Here is a 20,684-nt window from a genome sequence, read left to right on the forward strand (position 1 = left end):
GAGTTCCTTAAAGGCAACCAAATCCTGACTCGCATGATTACTTTCATACTGGATGATCGAGTTGTCCAAGTTCTTGAGCTGGTTCATGAGGAAGTTATAGTTCATGACTGTACTGGTATGACTGCTTCCTGAATAGCTCACCAAGTCTGAAACCTTGTCCTTGGTCGTGTTCAAGAGCTCAATCTCACTCTTTAGATTGTCCCGTGAACTCTTTAAATCACTATGAAGGGTTGTAAACACCTGACCCGGTAACTTTGCATGATTGCTTGAATCAATCTGGTAGTAACCATCCTTGTACAGTAGGAGGTTAGTTGAGTAGTCATTCATCAGGTTGACCAGAGTTTGAAGAAGAGTCCCATGCACCTCTACTAGGTAATTGCGCATACTCGAGATGGCCTGACCTTGGAGATTTTGATTGTTGATGAAGTCTGTCATGGCCTTGTTTAGGCTCGCAACGGACTCTTCCCAAGCATTCATCGTCTTTTGACTTTCCACTTGAACAGAGGTAATATCATCAAATTTTATCTTGTAACTCATAGAACCTCCCTACTGCAAGCCAGAAAACAGTGTTTGTCCCAATGCTGTATCTGTACGGGCCAACTCTTTTCCTGTAGCTGCCATCAAGGCGATGTCTGTTCCCAATAAGGACGTATAGCTCGTCATCAACTGATAGAGCTCATTGAATTGTTCCTGATACAAATCGAGCACCTTGGATTCCGATGTCGTGTTGAAGTTTGGCTTACTCACTCCAGCCAAACTAGCCTGAGCCTTGGTCAAACTACTGATGTGCGCGTTAAATAGAACCTCAGATAATTGAATCGTTCCATACATGACCTTACCCCTCCTTCGTATGTAGTAGCTTCTCGATGAAATTTCCCAGATTGTTAATCTGACTTTGGCACCAACCAATAATACCATGTTCTTCATTCTTTTGATTTTCCAACCTAGTGATTTCATCACAGATGGCATCATAGAAGGTATTCATCTCCGTTTGAAAACTCGTGTAGTCACTAGAGAAGGTTTCCCACTGCTTGGTAAAATCATCCTTTTGTTTGCCTTGCCATTCTGGCTGAATATTTCGGTGCATGATGGGATACTTGATATTGTGAACATTTTGTTGGATTTCCCCTACAGACTTCTTGGCCGTACGAAGACGTTCCAATTTTTCATCGATGGAAGTAATCCGTGATTGGGCAGAGGAGATGCTGGCGGAGTAGGCATTCACTCTACCTTGAAGATAATAGATTTGATCATAGTCTATTTGCCCCATGTATTAGCCTCCTAGTTCATTTACTTCATTCAACTCAGCAACATTCCCTTTAGGAATATCTGTTGTAGAGACAACCGAAGCAATATGTTCTAACATAAGCTCATTATCATCATCGCTATAGCCCTCTTGAACAACCTTAAAAACATCTTCATGATTAAAGTAGATAAGGCTATCTCCTACCATTCCTTCTGGATAGAGACAGGCTCCGTAATCAAAACGGTAGAGATCTCCTTTGACGGATGCTGCAATCACACGAGCAATGATGAGCATCTTTTTAGTACTTCCCTTTAAAAATATTAGCGAGTGTAAATGGGAGGATTATCCTTCATTATTTCTTCTCCTAACTCTGTATTGCTTGATATCAAATCAAAAGGACAATCAGAGTCTATTTTATGACTCGCAATTTTTTTAGAAATCTTCTCAAAAAGAAGTAGCTCATTTTGAGAGTCATCATAATCTATGACTAGTAAGTAACTACTTTCTTCTTTCACTAGTATCTTTACGAAAAAGACATTATTAACTGAAGGAATTTCCTTAAAAATATTTGAAAGCTTGTTTTCAATCAACGTTGTATCCTCAATTGGCTTTCCAAAAAGTATTTTACGTGAATTGATTAAAGATAATATCGATTCTATATAATCTTTGTCCATAAAAACACTGATTTCACAAGGATTCAATACAACATATTTTACAGGTGAATTACGTTCTAGAAATTTATAAATATATACTATATCCACTTTGGCGAACTTAACACTTTTATTAAATAATGAACTAGATAAATTGATAGATTCAAAATCAGTAAATATAGGCAAATACTGTCTACCATCGCTACCATTTAATGTGATTAGAATATCAGAGCTATCACTTGTAGTAAAAGGTACCAACAAATATGATTTTGAAAGAGCAATAGCAAATTTCTTCCAGTCTGACTCCCTGTTATTTTCTTTATATATATTATATAAAAGATTCAAATCTAACATTAACTTCCTCATTCTTCTAATAAAGCATCAATTCTATTTAATAATGACGAAAATTGAGTATTACATTTTGTCATATATGTAGCATCAGAATCAAGAATATAAAAATCCGATAAACCATCTCTTGGGAAAAACATACTTTTGTACATTTTTCGAAGTTTCTCTATACATTCATTTGGGAGTTCAGGATTTTCTATATTTTGTATGATTGCTATCATATTTTTAAGCGTCCCTATAAAATAATTAACATTATGACGCTGCTTATGTTCTGATAGAATCCCTAATAAGTCAATTAACAATTCTATTAGTTCTTCTTTGAAATTTACCATCACCTTATTCCTCCTAGATGTGTTGTATTATTAAGAATTCCATCAATAGTCCAGGGTTTATTGATAAATATCTGTTCTTTGCCACCAATATATACTCCTCCTTGAGATCCTGTAGGACCTTCATAATAGACGGTACCTTTTGGGAACTTAGTAGCATAGATATCAGTCAATTCTGATGTACCTGTTAAAACTCCTGTATCCCTATCAATCCACTGAGGTTTAACTGCGGACTCTATCCTAACTTTTATTACTGACTCAGGGATATCCCTTGTATAATATTGTCCTAAAGGACTGTCAGAATTTCCTGCTCTAAAAAAGACCGTATCCTCTTCTAATATTTTCACATTATATTTACCGCTAGCGAAACTTTTAGCTGCAGTTTCATTAATTTCTAGTAGTGGCCCAGGATTTTCAATCATATTGTAACTATATTCTCTTGGATTGGTGGACACCTTGTTCAAACTAAACTTGCTGGCTGCTGAGGAGACCGCATAACCTCCTACGATATTCCCGATAAAGTTTGCGGTTTGGGCATCTTCCTCACTTCCACCTAGGAGCTTAGTCCCATGATAGGCAACCTGACCCGCTGTATAGGCACCGGCTTCCCCTATCGCAAACTGGGTCAAGCCCTTGACAACGCTCTGAGTCTGCCCTATGGGAATCATGATAGCACTCGCCGTCACAAAGACATTCCCAACATCATGATACAGCTTGTCATTCCCCATGAAAAGCGTATCTCGGATGAGATTATAGGATTTCGTATGGGTATCCCCTGCATTTCCAAGTTGGATGTTATGAATCCCTTCCCCTGCATTAGACGCCCCATAAGCCGCTGTTCCAATTCCTGCGGTTAAGCCAGCCCCAACAACCAAGGGTGTCGCTGCCCCCATAGTTGCCCAAATTGCTAAAGCACCAATCGCAACGGTCACCACACCAATAGCTAGGTCTTTCCAACCGTTCTTGGCTCGATCCTCTGCAGCCAAGGCCTCAAAACGAACCTTGTCCCGCTCCTGAGCAGCTTGTACGCGTTCAACACGACTCTCCATCTGCTTACTCGCCTGTTGGTAGGCCATCGCAAAGCGTTGAACAGACTGGAGTTTGGCAAAATCACCCGACTGATAAGTCCCTACAGTCCGTGTCTTCCCTGCATGCTCTGCGATCAAGGCCTTGGTCGCCGACAAGAGTTCCTTAAAGGCAACCAAATCCTGACTCGCATGATTACTTTCATACTGGATGATCGAGTTGTCCAAGTTCTTGAGCTGGTTCATGAGGAAGTTATAGTTCATGACTGTACTGGTATGACTGCTTCCTGAATAGCTCACCAAGTCTGAAACCTTGTCCTTGGTCGTGTTCAAGAGCTCAATCTCACTCTTTAGATTGTCCCGTGAACTCTTTAAATCACTATGAAGGGTTGTAAACACCTGACCCGGTAACTTTGCATGATTGCTTGAATCAATCTGGTAGTAACCATCCTTGTACAGTAGGAGATTAGTTGAGTAGTCATTCATCAGATTGACCAGAGTTTGAAGAAGAGTCCCATGCACCTCTACTAGGTAACGGCGCATACTCGAGATGGCCTGACCTTGGAGATTTTGATTGTTGATGAAGTCGCTCATAGCCTTATTTAGACTAGCGATGGCCTCTTCCCAAGCATTCATCGTCTTTTGACTTTCCACTTGAACAGAGGTAATATCATCAAATTTTATCTTGTAACTCATAGAACCTCCCTACTGCAAGCCAGAAAACAGTGTTTGTCCCAATACAGTATCTGTACGGGCCAACTCTTTTCCTGTAGCGGACATCAAGGCGATGTCTGTTCCCAATAAGGACGTATAGCTCGTCATCAACTGATAGAGCTCATTGAATTGTTCCTGATACAAATCGAGCACCTTGGATTCCGATGTCGTGTTAAAGTTTGGCTTACTCACTCCAGCCAAACTAGCCTGAGCCTTGCTCAAACTACTGATATGCGCGTTAAACAGAACCTCAGATAATTGAATCGTTCCATACATGACCTTACCCCTCCCTTGTATGTAGTAGCTTCTCGATGAAATTTCCCAGATTGTTAATCTGACTTTGGCACCAACCAATAATGCCATGTTCTTCGTTCTTTTGATTTTCCAACCTAGTGATTTCATCACAGATGGCATCATAGAAGGTATTCATCTCCGTTTGAAAACTCGTGTAGTCACTGGAGAAGGTTTCCCACTGCTTGGTGAAATCATCCTTTTGTTTGCCTTGCCATTCAGGCTGAATATTTCGGTGCATGATGGGATACTTGATATTGTGAACATTTTGTTGGATTTCCCCTACAGACTTCTTGGCCGTACGAAGACGTTCCAATTTTTCATCGATGGAAGTAATCCGTGATTGGGCAGAGGAGATGCTGGCGGAGTGTTGATTCACTATACCTTGAAGATAATAGATTTGATCATAGTCTATTTGCCCCATGTATTAGCCTCCTAGTTCATTTACTTCATTCAACTCAGCAACATTCCCTTTAGGAATATCTGTTGTAGAGACAACCGAAGCAATATGTTCTAACATAAGCTCATTATCATCATCGCTATAGCCCTCTTGAACAACCTTAAAAACATCTTCATGATTAAAGTAGATAAGGCTATCTCCTACCATTCCTTCTGGATAGAGACAGGCTCCGTAATCAAAACGGTAGAGATCTCCTTTGACGGGTGCTGCAATCACTCGAGCAATGATGAGCATCTTTTTAGTACTTCCCTTTAAAACAATAACACTGCCTAGTGGTAATAATTTAGTATCTGACATAAATAACCTCTCTAAATTTCTAATAATTGAACGGATTCATAATGATCTGGATAAAGAATATAACCCTGGTTCGGTTTCAGTGCCGGCTCATTTGTGATGTAAGGATAGCGAGTATGATCTTGATCACTGATACGTACACCAAGAAAAACTTGTTCTACTAGCTGATTAACTAGTTTGACAAAATTATCGTAATTGTTCGCTACTAGATCTTGGTAGGCGCCTATAAAGAGCAAGGTTACTCCATACTGAGCTCCTTCACTAAGGAGTTGCTTGAAGTCCAGTTCACTCACTCCAGCCGCCATAGCCGTCGCAGCAATATCAGGTATCAAAATTAACCATTTTGGATAGTCCTGATTTGGAGACGCAACCCGTTTCTTAAAGTCTTCTAATATCGTCTTCATGACATTATCAACCTCTAAAGAAGTATCAAATCGTTGAATACCATCAAAGAACTGACTGTTAATACGCTGACTAGGATCTAAAATAACAGTATTATACACTCCTGATAAACGGTTTAGGTGATATTCTAGTAATTTATAGTAATTCGTTACAAAAGCAGGACTGTCTGAGGCTATAAGCATAGGTCGCTCGAAACTAAAGATTGCTGGAACAACGGCTTCTCTTTCGAGTCCCAAGATAAAGTCTTGACTGCTTTCTAAGATTTCTGCCATGATTTCTTTGGTTACCTTTTCTGGTAACATTGGGATACCTGCAGGAAGCGGTCCATCGTATGCCACAGCCATTGCTTCTTGTTCTGCACGAACTTCCTTTATGTAGTCCGTATAATGTTCACTGCTGTATGGCAACATCACTTGGAATTGGACAATATCATCAAATTTAGCTATGGCACGGCCTTTGATTTCATCGAGTGGAATATTTGAACGTCCTACTACACTTGATAAGTCACTGGTATCAAATAAGAAGAGAGAAATCTTGGTCTTAAAGTTCGATTGTAGCTGTAGACGCATCGCATTGAGACGGGAAAGTGTCACAACCAGATAGATTCCTAGAGAGGCACCATCTCGAGAAATGACATTTAAAGTATCATAAAAGGCATCGACAAATGGGGCATCCATCACACTATCAAAACCATCTATCTCTATGAAAATAGTTGGAAAACTCTCATCTGACAACTGATTGTATTGCCTTAGATTTGTGGCTCTTGCTTGCGAAAGAGCATGTTTCCGAGTTTTTATCTCTCTATTCAAGAATCGAAGAGATTTCATGATTTTCTCAGTTTCATCCAAGGTGAAATAATCTGCAACATGAGGAAAATCTGAAATAGAGATTAAGCCACTGGTACCAAAATCATAGAGGTAGAAATGGACCTGTTCTGGTGTGTGCTTACGAATCACATCCATCGCAAAGTTCTGTAGAAAAGTGGACTTACCGAATCCTGGACTAGAAACCAACAAAATATGACCTCTTTGTTCCATATTGAAGTAAAGGGGAGATTGTTCCTGTCTTTCTGGAATATCTTGATACCCAATTAAAATAGGTTGCAATGCCTCTGAACGTCCCCAATAATCCTTGTAGTTAGTCGATTGTGTATCTTTAGCATATATCTTCTCTTCAAGTGGTGGCAACCAAGGACTGGCTACCTGATGAATATGAAGACCATCAAAGACTTCACGGGCTTTTTCTACAATGGCGTCTAATTCTGTTGGAACAGCCTTTGCTTCTTTTTTATTGACTAAACCACTCAAATCTTTATTAATGGCATTGTATTGACCATTACTTGTAATCTCATACACAGTTGTGTTTTTTTGAACATGATTTCGTCCTTCTGGATTATAATCCGCACCTGACCAAGCGCTTTGGAATAACTCATAGATTTCATTGTTTCCGACTTGAAGATAGGCTCTACCTGTCTGGGTAATTTCTGCGGCATCAGGTGTTTTGATTACTTCTCTAGAATCTGCAGCATCCTGTACTTTAAGAGCTATTTTAAACTTAGAGTTCGACCAAATTTGATCGTTGACAACCCCACTAGGTTTTTGGGTTGCTAAAATTAATTTAACCCCCAATGATCGACCAATACGAGCTGTAGAGACTAATTCATCCATGAAATCAGGTTGATTCGCCTTCAACTCTGCAAACTCATCACTAATGATTAATAGATGTGGTAATGGTTCTTTGACCTTCCCTTCCTTGAAGAGTTTCATATACTGGTTGATATGATTAACATCATTTTCTGCAAAAATACGCTGACGTTTCTTCAGTTCAGCCTGGATAGATACCAGAGCTCGATTAGCCTGGTTGCCATCCAAGTTTGTAATCGTACCAACGACGTGAGGGAGATCTGCAAAGAGATTAGCCATCCCTCCACCTTTATAGTCAATCAAGAGGAAAGCAACCTCATACGGATGGTAGTTCACAGCTAAAGATAGAATGTAGGACTGAATAAGCTCAGACTTCCCTGATCCCGTAGTACCAGCAATCAATCCATGAGGCCCATGCGCCTTCTCATGGATGTTTAGATAAAGAATATCATCTCTACCTCGAACTCCTAGAGGAACAGCCATTGTTTGGAAAGTTTCATTGTCTTGCCATCGTTTTAAAAGTTCTAGTTCCTCTACCTTATTGACTCCATACATCTCTAGGAAGGTAATACTATTCGGAATCGAATTACGCAAAGTCTGAACATGATGAATACCCGCAAGATTTCTCGCAAAATTTTCCTTTTCCGATAAACTTACAGGAGGAAGAGGCGTAATTTCTTTATTTGTATAATTGCCATCCTGAAGTAATACTGTACCTTTTTTATCTCCTCGATAGTCAACAACTGTCTTAACGTGTTCTGGTAGACTCTCAAGTACTTCTTCTACGAAAACATAATGAATCCCTAAATGGGATAAATCTTCATTGATGTACTCCATAATGTTGTGATCCAACATCAGGCTTAAATCTGTAAGAAAGAGAATATAATGAGGGGTGTATTGCTTTTCTTTCCCTTTATCCTGCTCACTATCTAACTTTCTATCTTTAATAACTTGATAGAGCGACGTTAATAGTTGATCTCGAGTACGTTGATTGTAAACAAAACCACGGCTATTTAGTGCTTTTATTTTCGTATGAGGTAGCCATCGGCTCCAATTCCATAACTCAAACTCTTCCTCTCGGAAAATTGGAATAAACTGTAAATCATGGTAACTTTGAAAAGTCGCTAATTGCATCATCATCTGTTGAACTTGTTCAATCACTATTTGCCGTGTTCCGATATAGCCCGTAGGATTTGTTAATGTATGTGTAATAGGTACCTGCTTAGTCACACGATAGTAGGAAAGTAGTTCTTGAATTTTTTGGTTAGCAGCTACATTATATTTTGTTAATTCAGAATCTGAATACTCAATAGAAAAACTAGAATTAACTTCACCCAAACCCAAACGATAAGACAGAAAATCAAAATGATAAAGTGTCTTTTCGTAAATACGTCTATCCGTTTTTTCTACCATTTCTAAAATCTGATCCATGCCAGGGAAATGATACACCAAAGCCTTAACTTGTTCTTTACGTAGGTTAGCTAATTGTGAATACTTGGTTTCCAAGTATTTCATATACTCAATAATTTTCTGTTCTTGAAGTTCCTTATGTGATTTTTTATCAGAAAAATAAGTATGAATGGAAGTCCCAATAGTAATGACAGACATCCCCATCATCATGAACATCATGCCACCACTACGTGTGAAGTAAACCGTTAGTATCGTAAAGACAATCATCGCCAAAGGGGTAATAATCAATCTTAGTAACGATTGTTTGTTGCCTTCATCATCTGTTGGTGCCGAAGCAATCGTTACTTTATCCTCGGGTTCTCTCAGAATAATCCGTGGAGAGCGATGAAATTCTTTTGAACGATCTTCGACCATTACTTCAGAAAAAGGCAGTAAGCTCGTCTCAATAGAAAATAGTGAATGAATCGATAAGATTTGTTTTTGAACGGATAAAGCTAGACCTTGTTCAAAAACAAGTTGGTCCATATCTTGAATATTTTGCGTCCCTGTTCTTCTTTCACCATTAAGATAATATGGACTAGCACTATAAATCGTCTTATTTGTCCCATCAAAGCTCAAAATGATTTCTATAGGAAAATCAACTAAGCGAATAGTCGCTTCTTTCTTATCTGATAAATATAGTATTTTTTCGGGAAGAAGGTAATACTCGGTGTTTTTAATAATCAATAAGGATACACTTATATCTTCAGCTATGGAAACCAAATGATACCCATAAGAATAAGTCTCTCCGAGCAGTTCAACTCCCGTTTCCTTGACTTCCAACACCACATTTTCAAGAATAGGAAGATAGATATTAGAAGCTATAGAAGGCCCCAGTTGATAGGTATTCCCTGTATAGAGTGGATAAACATTGTCTTCAAAAAATAAATAATTCATAGACCACTCCTATCTTGACTCTGTTGAAGTTGAAGTCGTATTCGACTTATTCGTCTCTGGTGTTAGGTAGTTTTTCTTCAATTCTTCCAATTTACTCTTATAATTGTTTAGTTGCTCAGTACGTTGTTCAGATGTGAGGTTAGGGTTTCTCTGAACTTCATCAACCTTTTTGGTAAGACCATACATCAATAATTGTGGGTCATCTAAGTAACTTGCAATATCTATAGCTTCATCAACTTTCGACTGCCCAATTAAAACCCAGTAACGAAGATAGTCTGTACTTGATTGAGTTGATATTTTGGATAGCTCTGTCTTTTGCGTTTCTGTTAAAGGCTCTGTTTTAATGACGGAATAAGCCACCATATAAGCATCATCTTGACTAAGTGATTTAGAATCTGTATTTTTAACAGTAGATACAACCGATGAATAATCTTGGTTTACAAAAGCCAAACGTAAACCTGAAATCATTTGTTGATTAGGCATAGCGAACAATGCAAAGTAAAACACTCCAACAATTGATAGCACTCCAATAAATGATGCAATAATGGTAGTCCACTTCAACCGCGACACAAGTTTATTAGGAACACGTGAGAATTTTTCTTTATTTTGTTCCTTTTCTTCTAAGTATTTTTCTAGTAGTAATGCTATAATTTCATCCAAGTTTTCAGACTTCATGATAGTCTCACAAAACAGTTTTCCTTTATAAAATGGCGACTGTCCCTCCACTAATTTTTCATAACTTACCTTTTTATCTAATAGAGATACTATCATAGCTTTAAAGTTAACTGTAAACGCCTCCAGCTTCAATGCATCATAGGGAGGCACTTGCCCTTTAACACCACGAAAAATGAATAGAGGGTTCCCATTTCGTGAAAACACTAAATTACTAGGTGATAATTCATAAGTATAAATTGAATCCTTCAGCGAGTTAAATAATTGACCAACATTGATCAGATGACGTAATTTTTCTTCCTCAATCATCGTAGTCAGCTTATCCCAAGAATAATATTCATCAGTCAATAGACTTTCAATCGTTAGTTTACCTTCTTCCTCAATAACATTTTGATTCACAAAATAAGGTTGTATTGCTGTTAATAAAGCATAAGCTATTTCACGATTTCCCTTGATATCTCCAACTACTAATTCAATTTTTTGAACTTCCATACCTGACTCCCTTACTATATTCTTTCCAGGTTTAATAAAACTCCGTCTTTCACTAATACTAGACTGCTCGTACTAGCAAGAATTTCTCCTGACTGTTGATTTCTTACACTTGGATTCATTACCTTAATTCCAATACCATAAGTATCTGAGACGATTTGTATCAATTCTTTAATCGTTAACTCAGTAGGGACCCTTAAATCTAATATTTTAGATAAAAAAGGCGAACAATCCAGACTAATATTGATGTACTCTTCCATATAAAACTCCTAAATCTATTATGCTATGCCTATTATATCACGCAAAACATGAATATTAAAGAACTTTCTATTTATAAAAAGAGATACATTTTGTATCTCCCTTTATGTATTTTTCTATCGACTTTATTGTTTAGCTATATGTAACTTTTTATAAAAGAGCGAGTAAATTGTGACAATCATCCCTAGTATAAACAATAAAATTGCAGTCCAAGAAACAGGAGACTTTACGTTTTTAAGTGAAACAGTCTTTTTATCACTGTGGTTGATTTGAATCTGATTGGTAAATAAAGCAGACTGATACTCATTAACGATATTCTCCGATTCCACTTTAGTGCTAAATAAGTTTGTTTTAACTAATTGATACTTTTCTTTATCCAATTTTTTAGTTGTATCAATCAATTTATATGTCTCAGGATGAAATAACTTTGTCAAATTACTCTCCTGTTCAAAGTACTGAATCTCTGTTTTCTTGGTATTCTTATCTAAAGACGTATCTATTTGCAAAGATCCATCGTTTGCAAAAGCAACACTACCTTTTGTAAAAATTGAAAACAATAGAAAGATAAAGACAATCTTTTTTTTCATATTACTTGCTATCCTTAACTTGGCGATACAAGAAAATATTTACAAGTCCCAAAGCAATTGTTAGAACAACAATTACCATTACTGACTGAACAACTCCGTTTTGCTGATTAATGAATAATCTCACTACACCTTCAAGATATGTTAACGGAGAAAGAGTTGTTAAAATAGGAGCTGGATTCACATAATATTCATCAAATAATTGAGTTGCTGAAATGATATAAAGCAGTAATAGACTTATGCTTATCAAAAATCCAAGACTTTTTAGTTTATCAAGAAGGATATTCAGACTATATGTCATCATTAGACTCACCAAGACAAGAAGCATTACAAACCAGCTCAATTGACCTACAGAGAAAGCAAGTTTAACTCCAGAAACAATCGCAATTATAGAACCAACAGCTACTGAAATCACACTTAGGAAGAACATTGGTCCAGAAGAATTTCTCCATGACAAACGGTCCTTCAAACTGATTAACCTTTGCAATTCTTCTTTATCTGCATGTTGGAAAAGATAGACAACAACTAGGCTAACAAGATAGCTGATTAAGATAACAAGGAGTCCTGATCTCTCATCTTGACGATTCGTCTGTGACGGTCTATTGGTCGCAGCTGATACAACATTCCCAATTTTAGAAGCATCAACAGGATTTGACAAATATTCATAGACTGCATCATTTTTCGTATTACCCGTTCTAGTATTGCTCAAAACAGTAGAAAAGTTTTTAAGGAATTCTTCGTTTGAACCATATTCACTAGACATGATATTTTTCAATTCAGAAACGCGTGCACTTAATGATTTTCCGTCTTTTTCCAATGTATTAACATCATTCGTCAACTGAGTCATAGTAGCTTGTATCGTCTCAGAAACAGCTTGGTTTGCTTTTGTATTGTCCATCAAGGTTTTACTAGCTGAAATCAGTGTACCTAGGTCCCTGTTCATATCCATACTAACATTAACCATACTAGTATTATCTACTTTTTCTGTTGCAACAAAACTAGGTTTACCTTTAATCGTTGTATCCACTAATTTGGTCTGTTCAATTAACTGTCTTAACTGAGTTATTAGATCATTGGTTGTTGTTCTCAGCTGTTCGATGTTAGATGTTAATTTCTCAGCATTGGCTAATCGTGACTGAATATCCGTCAATTTTTTATCAGAAATCTTCAAATCTGATTTTAGAGCTTCTACTGTAGTTGCTTTGATTAGATTGGTCACAATGGTCTTGAGGTCATCATTATTTGCTAAGGCAGCAAGAGAACCTTCTGCTGGAACAAACGTAGTGTCTGTGTACGTATTTTTAGATAAATCTAAGCCGTAATACGCAGTAACAAGTCCTGATAACTGTAGATACGCCTCAACATCTTTATAAACCGCTTGAGTTAGCTTGGTAGGATTGTACTCCCAGTTAGAAATAATGTCTTGCATCTCATAATGACGATTCAAAACTTTTTTTTCTGTTTGATTTATCTTAGTAGTCGTGATGGTCTTCGTAATTGTAATAATTTCTGTTGGTTTCTGCACATCAGGCGTAGAGGAACCTGAAGCTACAGAAGTAGCTGGACTAACAGGCGCAGCATGAACTGTCTCATTCTCTATTTTATCTTTTTCTACATAAGGGGCATCTTCCTTTATAACTTTTACATCTTCTGTCGTATCTAATTGATACTTAACAAGCACAGGTGACAAGACATTGAGATCATTTTCATTCTTGATTCCTAGTGTGTATGAAATAGTCATACCTGGAGATACTTCACCAGGGAAAGATACCTGATAACTACCTCCTCCAAGATCAGAAAATCCAAAATTTGATTCTTTAAGATAGTATCCGCTTGGTACTGTTATCTTTAATTTTGAAATTTTTCCTTCAAACGAAGGTAAAGTTAGCTCACGTTTTGTTGTGCTCTTAGACTTAATGTCATTCTTTAACTGAGAGAATTCTTCATTTTCAAGTGTTGTAGATTGCAAAGTTGGCAAATCTTTCCCTATCTTCTTACTATACCACCGTATAAAAGCACTAATATTTTTCAAATGTTGTTTATCAGTATCTGACAAAGAGAGATTATTTATAGTTGTATCATCGTAGTATACACTTGGCCATTTACTAGTAATTTGATTTTGCATACTAGTATTTAACGACTTGATATAACTTCCAAGAGTTTTATTAGCTCCATCTACCGCTGATGGGTTTTTAGCCAAGGAAGACTCTACTGCTTCTCTAATCTTTGTATCATAATTTGATAAGGTATCATCAATTTCCTTATTATTCTTCTTCAAACTTTCTAGAAGTTTTGCGATATCTTTGTTATAGGAAGAAGCCTTATCAGTGGTTTCTTTCCAAATAGCTGGCTCTGAAAAATTATTATTAAATTGAGTGTTTATAGCAGCCAATTGAGATAATTGTTTCTCAACTGATAATTTGGAAAAGTCTTTATCATAGTTGGACAAAGCCTGTTCTCTAGTATTCAAGGAATTATCCCATTTTTTTTGTTGCTTATCTATTCCATTTATTGTTTCCTCATATGTCTTATTAACAGAATCAATTGATTTAAAGGCATCATTTGTATTTAACAGGGTCTTGTTAAATGACGAATACGATGATAAGAGATTATTCGGTGATGAACCCAACCCATTAAACTGTTGACCATATTGAGCAAGAGGATCCACTAACTTATTATTAAAAGAAGTCAGTGACTCATGTTCATTTGTAACTACATCTGCAACCTGGCCTTGTGCTGTTTTCAAATTCCCGATAATACTAGTGAAATAAATATTAATCAAATCCTTATTAAAGAGCTCTTTGAAAGCTACTACAGCTTGTTCAGCCTGTTTGACAGTCAGTTGGTCACTTGATTGAATTTGATATTGAAACTTCGCCTGAACAGGGGAAGTTGATTCGATTGCTAAAGCTTCTTCTGAAAATTTACTTGGCAAGACTATCATCAACTGATAAGTCTCATTTTTTAGACCGCTTTCAGCGATTGACCTAGAAACAACTTCCACTTTGTAATTATTTTTAGCTATGAACGAATTTACTAAAGTATTCGCAATGTTAATCGGTTGTCCATTATATACCTTACCCGTATCTTCATTAACAATAGCTACTTTAATAGGGGCTTGTTGCACCGAGGAATCTGAGTTCGTTCGGCTGATAGGTGTTGGTTTTACAATTGCAAAGAAGGATACTATCATTGTCACAAATAACAGTAGCATCCCTAAGCTAAATAAAACTTTCTTTCTCACATTTTCTCCTTAATTAAATATAGTAAAAAAGTTGAGGATTTCTCCTCAACCTCAACTTTAGATTATTGAAGACCAAAGTTTCTAGATAAGTCTTGGTCATTTTGTTGCATCGCTTGAGCAGTCTTATCAAGTTGTGTATTGATTTGTTGCATTAAATCAGCAAAGTTTTCAACCTTTGGTTTCAATTCAGAGAATTGTTGATCAAAGCCTTGGAACGCAGCACCTTCCCATTCCGAACGCAAGGTATCTTGCAAGCGTTGAAGATTGCTCAAAATAACTCTGATATCGTTTGCAGCTTTTCCATATTCACGTGCACGTGATTGGAGGGTTTCTGGAGATACACGAATTTGTCCTGACATATTTTTACTCCTATGTTTTTTGTTTTATTATAACATTATTTCATATATGAATCAAGGATTTTTGGAAAAAAATTTATAGTATTAATCCATAATTAAAGTCATATAGAATACAATAAATAGTTACTTATAAAATACAGCATAATTTTTTCGATTTATTACTTCTGTCAATATTTAGAAAATTTAAAAATCTTTAAATTTTAAATTACCTTTACTCTAAATCAAAAGGTAATATTTCAGATTTTCATTCATTTCTTTCCATCTTTTGCTCTAATCCCTTATTACACGTAAAAAGAAGCCTTTCGGCTTCCTTTCTTACAAGACTTTTGCTGAAGTACGAATAATTTCTTCTACTTGAATATTCTCTGATTCAAATTTTTCTTTCAAGGCTGGTAAATCAATTGATCCATCGATTTGAACTTCTATAATCACCTTACCATCTTTACGCGGAATATTGACTGTATGCGAGATATTCAACTTTTCTTCTACAATCAAAGAAATAATTTTTCCAAGAACGCCAATTTCGTTTTCCGTAACAAAGCGCACACGAATTCCTTCCTCACCATAACCAGCAATTTCAAGAAAGGCTTGGAAAACATCACGGTCCGTAATAACCCCATAGACTTGATGGTTATCTACTACAGGAAGAATACCAATCTTATTTTTCAACATCAGATAAGTTGCATCCTCTAGACTCGCATAGCCTGAAACAGTGACAACTTCGCGAATCATCACATCTTTTACTTTTGTCTTATTTAGAAGATAGTTCATCTCATAGATAGAAAGACTGGTTGCTTTGGATGGACTAGCTTGCGCAATGGTTCCTTCAGTTACCAAACCAACTAATTGATCATTTTCGATAACAGGCAAGCGATGCAACCCTTGCTCTCTCATCAAATCTGCTGCATGAGATACTGTTGTATCTGGACTAATATACACTACCTTACGGGTCATAAAATCTTTAACTGCCATGAGACTTCTCCTTTTCTGTTCTTATCCCTATTATACAATCTTTTTGTAAATCTATCAAACGCTTACATTTCTTTTTCAAAATTCAGAAAAGTATGAATAAGCTAGCAAAAAGAGCTCTGAAATCGAGCTCTGTGAATGAAGGGTAGACACACTTCATTCTGTTCCATTTCAATGATTAGAAGCTAACCTTCCAGTGCAGATGAGAATTGCTTTGCAATCTCAATATGCAGACTAAAATAATCCCCTGGATTTGATGACTGCTTCGCAATCTCTATTCACCGACTAAAAAGGTCCCCCGGACTATAATGATGATTGCTTCGCAATCTTCATTTGCAACCTAAACTAGTCTCCCAGACTAGTTTAGCCACCCAGATATGCTTTTCTGACTTCTTCTGATGAAGCGAGTTCTTTTCCTGTTCCTGATAGAACGATTTTCCCTGTTTCCAGTACATAGCCTCGGTCAGAGATAGCGAGTGCTTTATTAGCATTTTGTTCAATCAAGAGGACAGTTGTTCCTTGCTTCTGGATATCTTGAATGATATCAAAAATCTCTTGGATAAAGATTGGGGCAAGTCCTATTGATGGTTCATCTAAAAGAAGAAGTTTTGGTGTTGACATAAGAGCGCGTCCCATGGCAAGCATTTGTTGTTCTCCTCCTGAAAGAGTGGCTGCGTCCTGGTTCTTGCGTTCTTCAAGACGTGGGAAGCGTGAAAAGACCTTCTTCAAGTTAGCTTGATTTTCTTCACGGTTTTTCTTTAAGAAAGCTCCCATTTCTAGATTTTCCATAACAGTCAAGCCAGGAAAGACGTGGCTTCCTTCTTCGGCATTTTGAAATCGGAAATATTTTATGGCTATAAGAAGACGTTTACGTCTCTTAAGCAATTAGAACAAGCTATTGTAGACTACATTGATTACTACAATAATAAACGAATTAATGTAAAACTAAAAGGACTTAGTCCTGTGCAATACAGAACTAAATCCTTTCAATAATTATTTTTCCAACTTTTTGGGGTAGTACACAACGTTCTCTCTTAAACTTAAATCTTAACGGAATCTTTATCCTTGAGCATATAGCGTTTTAAACGAGTTAAGCTAGCTAACCAGTACAATAGACCTCCAAAAATTGCAGTGAAGCCACTACCAGTTGTGAGCAGGAACATAGGACTCTGGATGTGCTTTGTTACAGGGTTATAAACAAATAGTACCGCAACTAACAAGGAAATGATTACACAAGATAATCCTACCAGATTAAAGCCATTTGTAAACTCATAAGCTTTATGTCCCTCAAGGAAATAGGCTGAACGCAAATCGAGTTTTCGTTTTCTCAAGATAAAGTAGTCGACAACGATCATTCCGATAATGGGTCCTTGAATATAAGCGGCTAGTGAGATGAAGGAACCGAAGTACTCTTCCACTCCTCCCCAAATTGTAAGTAGGCTCACGTATACCATGGCAATCCAAACCATTAGTTTATAGCTTACTTTGGGCATCCCACTTTTTACAATCATACAGTTCACGTATGATCCTGTCCCTTGGGTTCCAATATTTGCAAAGGCTACTAGTAGTAAACTTAAAAGGGCAAAGGTAGGTGTGCTTAGAGTTGATAGCATGGTTGTTGGATCACTTTCATAAACACCTGTTTTGACAAACATGGCTAGAGCCATGACTCCACCTGTCGCAGCAAAGAATGGAGCAACAACCCCATATGACAAGGCTGTAGCCCAATAGCCACTGCGTTCTGATTTTGCCAAACGTGGTAAGACAAAGGCTTGTGTAGACCAAGAAAAGGCTACGGCCACATTTCCTTCCCCTGACATCATAAAACGTTCAATCGGTGTCAAATTTTCTTGGATGGCAGGTTGGACATTCATAATATCGCTAATCGGAACCGCAACAAAACAGATTCCAACGATGATTAGCCCAACAAATAACAAGGCAACCACCAGAAAGCGATTAGTACCTTTAATCACATCTGGGCCCCCAAGAGCAATCAGCGTTCCAAGGAGAACACAGAGGGTGCCTAGAATCGGTGCCCATACTCCCTTGTCTAAACCAAGCCCAAAATTATTTGCCAAATGAATCATGGAGCTGGCAAAAAGATCAGCGGTAACGGCGTACCAACCAAAATTCGCCAGACTAATCACGGTTGATAGAATGGCCACCCCTTTTTTACCTAGAACGGCTCTCAACCAAATCCATAAATCAATTCCATATTTAACAGCAAACAAAATAGGGAGACATTCAATAAAGACCCAGATAATGTTAAAACTAAAAATATTAATCAACATTTGATTAAAGGTTAAATATTGAGCCACATAGGCTCCTTGGGTATAACACCAGGTTGCGATGGCAAAACCACTTGTCGATAGGAAGAGATCCCAGAAAGAATACTGACGATCCTTGTTGGTCATGGGAACGATTCCCGTTATGGTCTCCTGTTGAATGAAGTCATTCATCTTGGACATTTTATTGAATACCTCCTGTCATGGCTAAGATAATCAGAATATGATTGACTATCATATCAATTACTTATGTAAAATAAACTTTTAAGAAAGGGGAGATAAATACACATAGATTAAGGCTTTCATTTTTATAGTCATTTTTTAGTTTCTCCTACAACTAATTGTTCAAGTTCAATACCAATTCTTATTTTGTCATTCCTCCGACTAAAAATTAATTTTAGTTGACCATACTGCCCACTATAATGGTACCAAATACAGAGAAACTTTCCTAATGGATTCACTTAAAATAATCCTCACAAAAGAGTGATAGTATGATGTTCCAAACACCTGAGCTAGATAGCTGTATTTCGTTTTCACGTTTGGAATTTCTTCTACAGAAATTTCAAATACCTGTTCAGCCTATTCTACCGTATCAATAAAGATTTTCTAAATTCTCTAGTAAGAGGGACGTTTCTAATCAATCCTCTATTCTTAAATCGTAACGGAATCTCGATCCTTGATCATATAGCGTTTTAAAGGAGTTAAGCTAGCTAACCAGTACAATAAACCACCAAAAATCGCAGTAAAGCCACTACCCGTTGTGATTAAAAAGATTGGGCTTTGAATCTGTGCTGTTACAGGGTTATAAACAAATAGTACTGCAACCAACAAGGAGATAAATACGCAAGATAAGCCAACTAAGTTAAATCCTTTGGTAAACTCGTAAGCATCGTGTCCTTCAAGGAAATAAGCTGAACGCAAGTCAAGTTTTCGTTTTCTCAAGATAAAGTAGTCGACAACGATCATTCCGATAATGGGTCCCTGAATATAGGCGGCTAGGGAGATGAAAGAGCCGAAATACTCTTCTACTCCTCCCCAGATGGTGAGTAGGCTCACGTAAACCATGGCAATCCAAACCATTAGTTTATAGCTTACTTTGGGCATCCCACTTTTTACAATCATACAGTTCACATAAGATCCTGTACCTTGGGTTCCAATATTGGCAAAGGCTACTAATAGTAAACTTAAAAGGGCAAAAGCAGGTGTGCTTAGAGTGGAAAGCATCGTCGTTGGATCACTTTCATAAACACCTGTTTTGACAAACATGGCTAGAGCCATGACTCCACCTGTCGCAACGAAGAATGGAGCGACAACCCCGTATGATAAAGCTGTAGCCCAATAGCCACTACGTTCTGATTTTGCCAAACGTGGCAAGACCAATGCTTGTGTAGACCAAGAGAAGGCAAAAGCAACATTTCCTTCCCCAGAAAGCATGAAGCGTTCTAATGGCGTTAAATCTCCTTGGGTAGCTGGTTGAATATTCATAATGTCAGTGATAGGCACAGCTACAAAACAGATTCCAACGATAATGAGACCGACAATCAACAAGGCAATGACCAAGAATCTATTGGTCCATTTGATCACTTCTGGACCTCCAAGGGCAATCAGCGTTCCAAGGAGAACACAGAGAGTACCTAAAATCGGTGCCCATACTCCCTTGTCTAAACCAAGCCCAAAATTATTTCCCAAGTGGATCATAGAATTGGCAAAAAGATTAGCCGCAACGGCGTACCAGCCAAAGTTAGCTAAGCTAATAATGGTTGATAGCAAGGCTACCCCTTTTTTTCCTAAGACAGCCCTCAACCAAATCCACAAATCAATTCCATATTTAACCGCAAACAAGATTGGGAGACATTCGATAAAAACCCAGATAATGTTAAAGCTAAAAATATTAATCAACATTTGATTAAAGGTCAAATATTGAGCCACATAAGCTCCTTGGGTATAACACCAAGTTGCAATAGCAAAACCACTTGTCGATAAGAAGAGATCCCAGAAAGAATACTGACGATCCTTGTTGGTCATGGGAACAATTCCCGTTATCGTCTCCTGTTGAATAAAGTCATTCATCTTAGACAT

Annotated in this window: 19 protein-coding genes and 2 pseudogenes; 1 reads left to right on the forward strand and 20 read right to left on the reverse strand. The window is 37.3% G+C overall.

What is annotated here, in order from left to right:
* The 18 genes and pseudogenes from KUA57_RS08010 to KUA57_RS08095 all read right to left on the reverse strand — a co-directional run.
* Positions 1-537, reverse strand: a 537-nt coding sequence (locus KUA57_RS08010) for a T7SS effector LXG polymorphic toxin (RefSeq protein WP_250646344.1), incomplete at its 3' end; no start/stop codon positions are given.
* A 9-nt stretch (positions 538-546) separates the two neighbouring features.
* Positions 547-831, reverse strand: coding sequence for a TIGR04197 family type VII secretion effector (locus tag KUA57_RS08015; RefSeq protein ID WP_218494033.1), 285 nt, complete (start codon positions 829-831; stop codon positions 547-549).
* 4 nt (positions 832-835) lie between these two features.
* Positions 836-1,270, reverse strand: coding sequence for a YwqH-like family protein (locus tag KUA57_RS08020; protein ID WP_120769975.1), 435 nt, complete (start codon positions 1,268-1,270; stop codon positions 836-838).
* A 3-nt stretch (positions 1,271-1,273) separates the two neighbouring features.
* The gene (locus KUA57_RS08025) at positions 1,274-1,540 is read right to left on the reverse strand and encodes a DUF4176 domain-containing protein (RefSeq protein WP_247930841.1); all 267 of its coding nucleotides are present in this window, start codon (positions 1,538-1,540) and stop codon (positions 1,274-1,276) included.
* A gap of 26 nt (positions 1,541-1,566) precedes the next feature.
* Positions 1,567-2,250 carry an enhanced serine sensitivity protein SseB C-terminal domain-containing protein gene (locus tag KUA57_RS08030; RefSeq protein ID WP_247930842.1) on the reverse strand — a complete coding sequence of 228 codons (684 nt, stop codon included), beginning with the start codon at positions 2,248-2,250 and terminating at the stop codon, positions 1,567-1,569.
* An 8-nt stretch (positions 2,251-2,258) separates the two neighbouring features.
* Positions 2,259-2,576 (reverse strand): hypothetical protein, encoded by a 318-nt coding sequence (locus KUA57_RS08035; protein ID WP_004264076.1) that lies wholly within the window; start codon positions 2,574-2,576, stop codon positions 2,259-2,261.
* Positions 2,576-4,294 carry a T7SS effector LXG polymorphic toxin gene (locus tag KUA57_RS08040; RefSeq protein ID WP_218494035.1) on the reverse strand — a complete coding sequence of 573 codons (1,719 nt, stop codon included), beginning with the start codon at positions 4,292-4,294 and terminating at the stop codon, positions 2,576-2,578. The genes KUA57_RS08035 and KUA57_RS08040 overlap by 1 nt, the downstream gene beginning before the upstream one ends.
* 9 nt (positions 4,295-4,303) lie before the next feature.
* Positions 4,304-4,588, reverse strand: coding sequence for a TIGR04197 family type VII secretion effector (locus KUA57_RS08045; RefSeq protein ID WP_218494036.1), 285 nt, complete (start codon positions 4,586-4,588; stop codon positions 4,304-4,306).
* 4 nt (positions 4,589-4,592) lie between these two features.
* Positions 4,593-5,027, reverse strand: coding sequence for a YwqH-like family protein (locus KUA57_RS08050; protein WP_125448111.1), 435 nt, complete (start codon positions 5,025-5,027; stop codon positions 4,593-4,595).
* 3 nt (positions 5,028-5,030) lie between these two features.
* On the reverse strand, positions 5,031-5,360 hold the full coding sequence (locus KUA57_RS08055; protein ID WP_049486988.1) for a DUF4176 domain-containing protein: 330 nt from the start codon (positions 5,358-5,360) through the stop codon (positions 5,031-5,033).
* A gap of 11 nt (positions 5,361-5,371) precedes the next feature.
* The gene (gene essC / locus KUA57_RS08060; RefSeq protein ID WP_218494037.1) at positions 5,372-9,748 is read right to left on the reverse strand and encodes a type VII secretion protein EssC; all 4,377 of its coding nucleotides are present in this window, start codon (positions 9,746-9,748) and stop codon (positions 5,372-5,374) included.
* A gap of 9 nt (positions 9,749-9,757) precedes the next feature.
* Positions 9,758-10,912 carry a type VII secretion protein EssB gene (gene essB / locus KUA57_RS08065; RefSeq protein ID WP_125458266.1) on the reverse strand — a complete coding sequence of 385 codons (1,155 nt, stop codon included), beginning with the start codon at positions 10,910-10,912 and terminating at the stop codon, positions 9,758-9,760.
* A gap of 14 nt (positions 10,913-10,926) precedes the next feature.
* Positions 10,927-11,169: a type VII secretion protein gene (locus tag KUA57_RS08070; protein WP_125453220.1), complete on the reverse strand. Its 243-nt coding sequence runs from the start codon at positions 11,167-11,169 to the stop codon at positions 10,927-10,929.
* Positions 11,170-11,292: 123 nt separating this feature from the next.
* Entirely contained in the window at positions 11,293-11,754 is a 462-nt protein-coding gene (essA, locus tag KUA57_RS08075) for a type VII secretion protein EssA (RefSeq protein WP_218494038.1), read from the reverse strand.
* Between the two features lies 1 nt (position 11,755).
* Entirely contained in the window at positions 11,756-14,995 is a 3,240-nt protein-coding gene (gene esaA / locus KUA57_RS08080) for a type VII secretion protein EsaA (protein ID WP_218494039.1), read from the reverse strand.
* Between the two features lie 62 nt (positions 14,996-15,057).
* A complete protein-coding gene (locus tag KUA57_RS08085; protein ID WP_004261570.1) occupies positions 15,058-15,354 on the reverse strand; it encodes a WXG100 family type VII secretion target in 297 nt (98 codons plus the stop codon).
* Positions 15,355-15,666: 312 nt separating this feature from the next.
* Complete coding sequence (locus KUA57_RS08090) at positions 15,667-16,323, reverse strand: CBS domain-containing protein (RefSeq protein ID WP_218494040.1); 657 nt, start codon at positions 16,321-16,323, stop codon at positions 15,667-15,669.
* Between the two features lie 360 nt (positions 16,324-16,683).
* Positions 16,684-17,142 (reverse strand): annotated as a pseudogene (locus tag KUA57_RS08095) (ABC transporter ATP-binding protein); the annotation flags it as partial.
* On the opposite strand from KUA57_RS08095, the pseudogene KUA57_RS08100 reads away from it, so the two are divergent.
* Positions 17,134-17,313, forward strand: a pseudogene (locus KUA57_RS08100) (IS3 family transposase); the annotation flags it as partial. The pseudogenes KUA57_RS08095 and KUA57_RS08100 sit on opposite strands and share 9 nt — an antisense overlap.
* Positions 17,314-17,360: 47 nt before the next feature.
* On the opposite strand, the gene KUA57_RS08105 reads toward KUA57_RS08100, so the two are convergent.
* Positions 17,361-18,788, reverse strand: coding sequence for a cytosine permease (locus tag KUA57_RS08105; protein ID WP_125448113.1), 1,428 nt, complete (start codon positions 18,786-18,788; stop codon positions 17,361-17,363).
* 468 nt (positions 18,789-19,256) lie between these two features.
* Positions 19,257-20,684, reverse strand: coding sequence for a cytosine permease (locus KUA57_RS08110; protein WP_125448114.1), 1,428 nt, complete (start codon positions 20,682-20,684; stop codon positions 19,257-19,259).

The sequence above is a fragment of the Streptococcus vulneris genome (assembly GCF_019218685.1).
In the GTDB taxonomy this organism is placed as follows: Bacteria; Bacillota; Bacilli; order Lactobacillales; family Streptococcaceae; genus Streptococcus; species Streptococcus vulneris.

What these genes read in the sequence shown, in the direction of transcription:
- KUA57_RS08015 (WP_218494033.1), bottom strand. Translation starts at nt 831, where the DNA reads ATGTATGGAACGATTCAATTATCTGAGGTTCTATTTAACGCGCACATC.
- KUA57_RS08020 (WP_120769975.1), bottom strand. Translation starts at nt 1,270, where the DNA reads ATGGGGCAAATAGACTATGATCAAATCTATTATCTTCAAGGTAGAGTG.
- KUA57_RS08025 (WP_247930841.1), bottom strand. Translation starts at nt 1,540, where the DNA reads ATGCTCATCATTGCTCGTGTGATTGCAGCATCCGTCAAAGGAGATCTC.
- KUA57_RS08030 (WP_247930842.1), bottom strand. Translation starts at nt 2,250, where the DNA reads ATGTTAGATTTGAATCTTTTATATAATATATATAAAGAAAATAACAGG.
- KUA57_RS08035 (WP_004264076.1), bottom strand. Translation starts at nt 2,576, where the DNA reads ATGGTAAATTTCAAAGAAGAACTAATAGAATTGTTAATTGACTTATTA.
- KUA57_RS08040 (WP_218494035.1), bottom strand. Translation starts at nt 4,294, where the DNA reads ATGAGTTACAAGATAAAATTTGATGATATTACCTCTGTTCAAGTGGAA.
- KUA57_RS08045 (WP_218494036.1), bottom strand. Translation starts at nt 4,588, where the DNA reads ATGTATGGAACGATTCAATTATCTGAGGTTCTGTTTAACGCGCATATC.
- KUA57_RS08050 (WP_125448111.1), bottom strand. Translation starts at nt 5,027, where the DNA reads ATGGGGCAAATAGACTATGATCAAATCTATTATCTTCAAGGTATAGTG.
- KUA57_RS08055 (WP_049486988.1), bottom strand. Translation starts at nt 5,360, where the DNA reads ATGTCAGATACTAAATTATTACCACTAGGCAGTGTTATTGTTTTAAAG.
- essC (WP_218494037.1), bottom strand. Translation starts at nt 9,748, where the DNA reads ATGAATTATTTATTTTTTGAAGACAATGTTTATCCACTCTATACAGGG.
- essB (WP_125458266.1), bottom strand. Translation starts at nt 10,912, where the DNA reads ATGGAAGTTCAAAAAATTGAATTAGTAGTTGGAGATATCAAGGGAAAT.
- KUA57_RS08070 (WP_125453220.1), bottom strand. Translation starts at nt 11,169, where the DNA reads ATGGAAGAGTACATCAATATTAGTCTGGATTGTTCGCCTTTTTTATCT.
- essA (WP_218494038.1), bottom strand. Translation starts at nt 11,754, where the DNA reads ATGAAAAAAAAGATTGTCTTTATCTTTCTATTGTTTTCAATTTTTACA.
- KUA57_RS08085 (WP_004261570.1), bottom strand. Translation starts at nt 15,354, where the DNA reads ATGTCAGGACAAATTCGTGTATCTCCAGAAACCCTCCAATCACGTGCA.
- KUA57_RS08090 (WP_218494040.1), bottom strand. Translation starts at nt 16,323, where the DNA reads ATGGCAGTTAAAGATTTTATGACCCGTAAGGTAGTGTATATTAGTCCA.
- KUA57_RS08105 (WP_125448113.1), bottom strand. Translation starts at nt 18,788, where the DNA reads ATGTCCAAGATGAATGACTTCATTCAACAGGAGACCATAACGGGAATC.
- KUA57_RS08110 (WP_125448114.1), bottom strand. Translation starts at nt 20,684, where the DNA reads ATGTCTAAGATGAATGACTTTATTCAACAGGAGACGATAACGGGAATT.